Below are 1,013 nucleotides of genomic sequence, written 5' to 3' on the forward strand. Positions count from 1 at the left end.
ACTTGTGTACACGTAGCGGTGTTTCCTGCGGCATCCGTTGATGTCCAAGTCACCGTAGTGTCTCCGATTGGGAAGGTTGCTGGCGCATCATTCGTAATCGTTGGTACACCACAGTTGTCTGTGCCTGTTGGGGCTGCTCCTAAACTTACCCCACTTGCGGTACACGTGCCTGCATCTACATTCACCGTGACTGCCGATGGACAAGCACTGATCGTTGGATTGATATTGTCGACTACTGTAACTACTTGTGTACACGTAGCGGTGTTTCCTGCAGCATCCGTTGATGTCCAAGTCACCGTAGTGTCTCCGATTGGGAAGGTTGCTGGCGCATCATTCGTGATCGTTGGTACACCACAGTTGTCTGTCCCTGTTGGGGCTGCTCCTAAACTTACCCCACTTGCTGTACACGTGCCTGCATCTACATTCACCGTGACTGCCGATGGACAAGCACTGATCGTTGGATTGATATTGTCTACTACTGTAACTACTTGTGTACACGTAGCGGTGTTTCCTGCGGCATCCGTTGATGTCCAAGTCACCGTAGTGTCTCCGATTGGGAAGGTTGCTGGCGCATCATTCGTGATCGTTGGTACGCCACAGTTGTCTGTGCCTGTTGGGGCTGCTCCTAAACTTACCCCACTTGCGGTACACGTGCCTGTATCTACATTCACCGTGACTGCCGATGGACAAGCACTGATCGTTGGATTGATATTGTCTACTACTGTAACTACTTGTGTACACGTAGCGGTGTTTCCTGCAGCATCCGTTGATGTCCAAGTCACCGTAGTGTCTCCGATTGGGAAGGTTGCTGGCGCATCATTCGTAATCGTTGGTACACCACAGTTGTCTGTCCCTGTTGGGGCTGCTCCTAAACTTACCCCACTTGCGGTACACGTGCCTGCATCTACATTCACCGTGACTGCCGATGGACAAGCACTGATCGTTGGATTGATATTGTCTACTACTGTAACTACTTGTGTACACGTAGCGGTGTTTCCTGCGGCATCCGTTGA

General features: G+C 51.1%; 1 protein-coding gene. It reads right to left on the bottom strand.

The genetic code is table 11. The features are described 5' to 3' along the window. Nucleotides 1–1,013 (bottom strand): HYR domain-containing protein (locus tag C7447_RS14665; protein WP_148871269.1); only part of this gene is annotated, 1,013 nt, incomplete at both ends.

The sequence above is a fragment of the Tenacibaculum adriaticum genome, assembly GCF_008124875.1.
GTDB classification, from domain to species: Bacteria; Bacteroidota; Bacteroidia; order Flavobacteriales; family Flavobacteriaceae; genus Polaribacter; species Polaribacter adriaticus.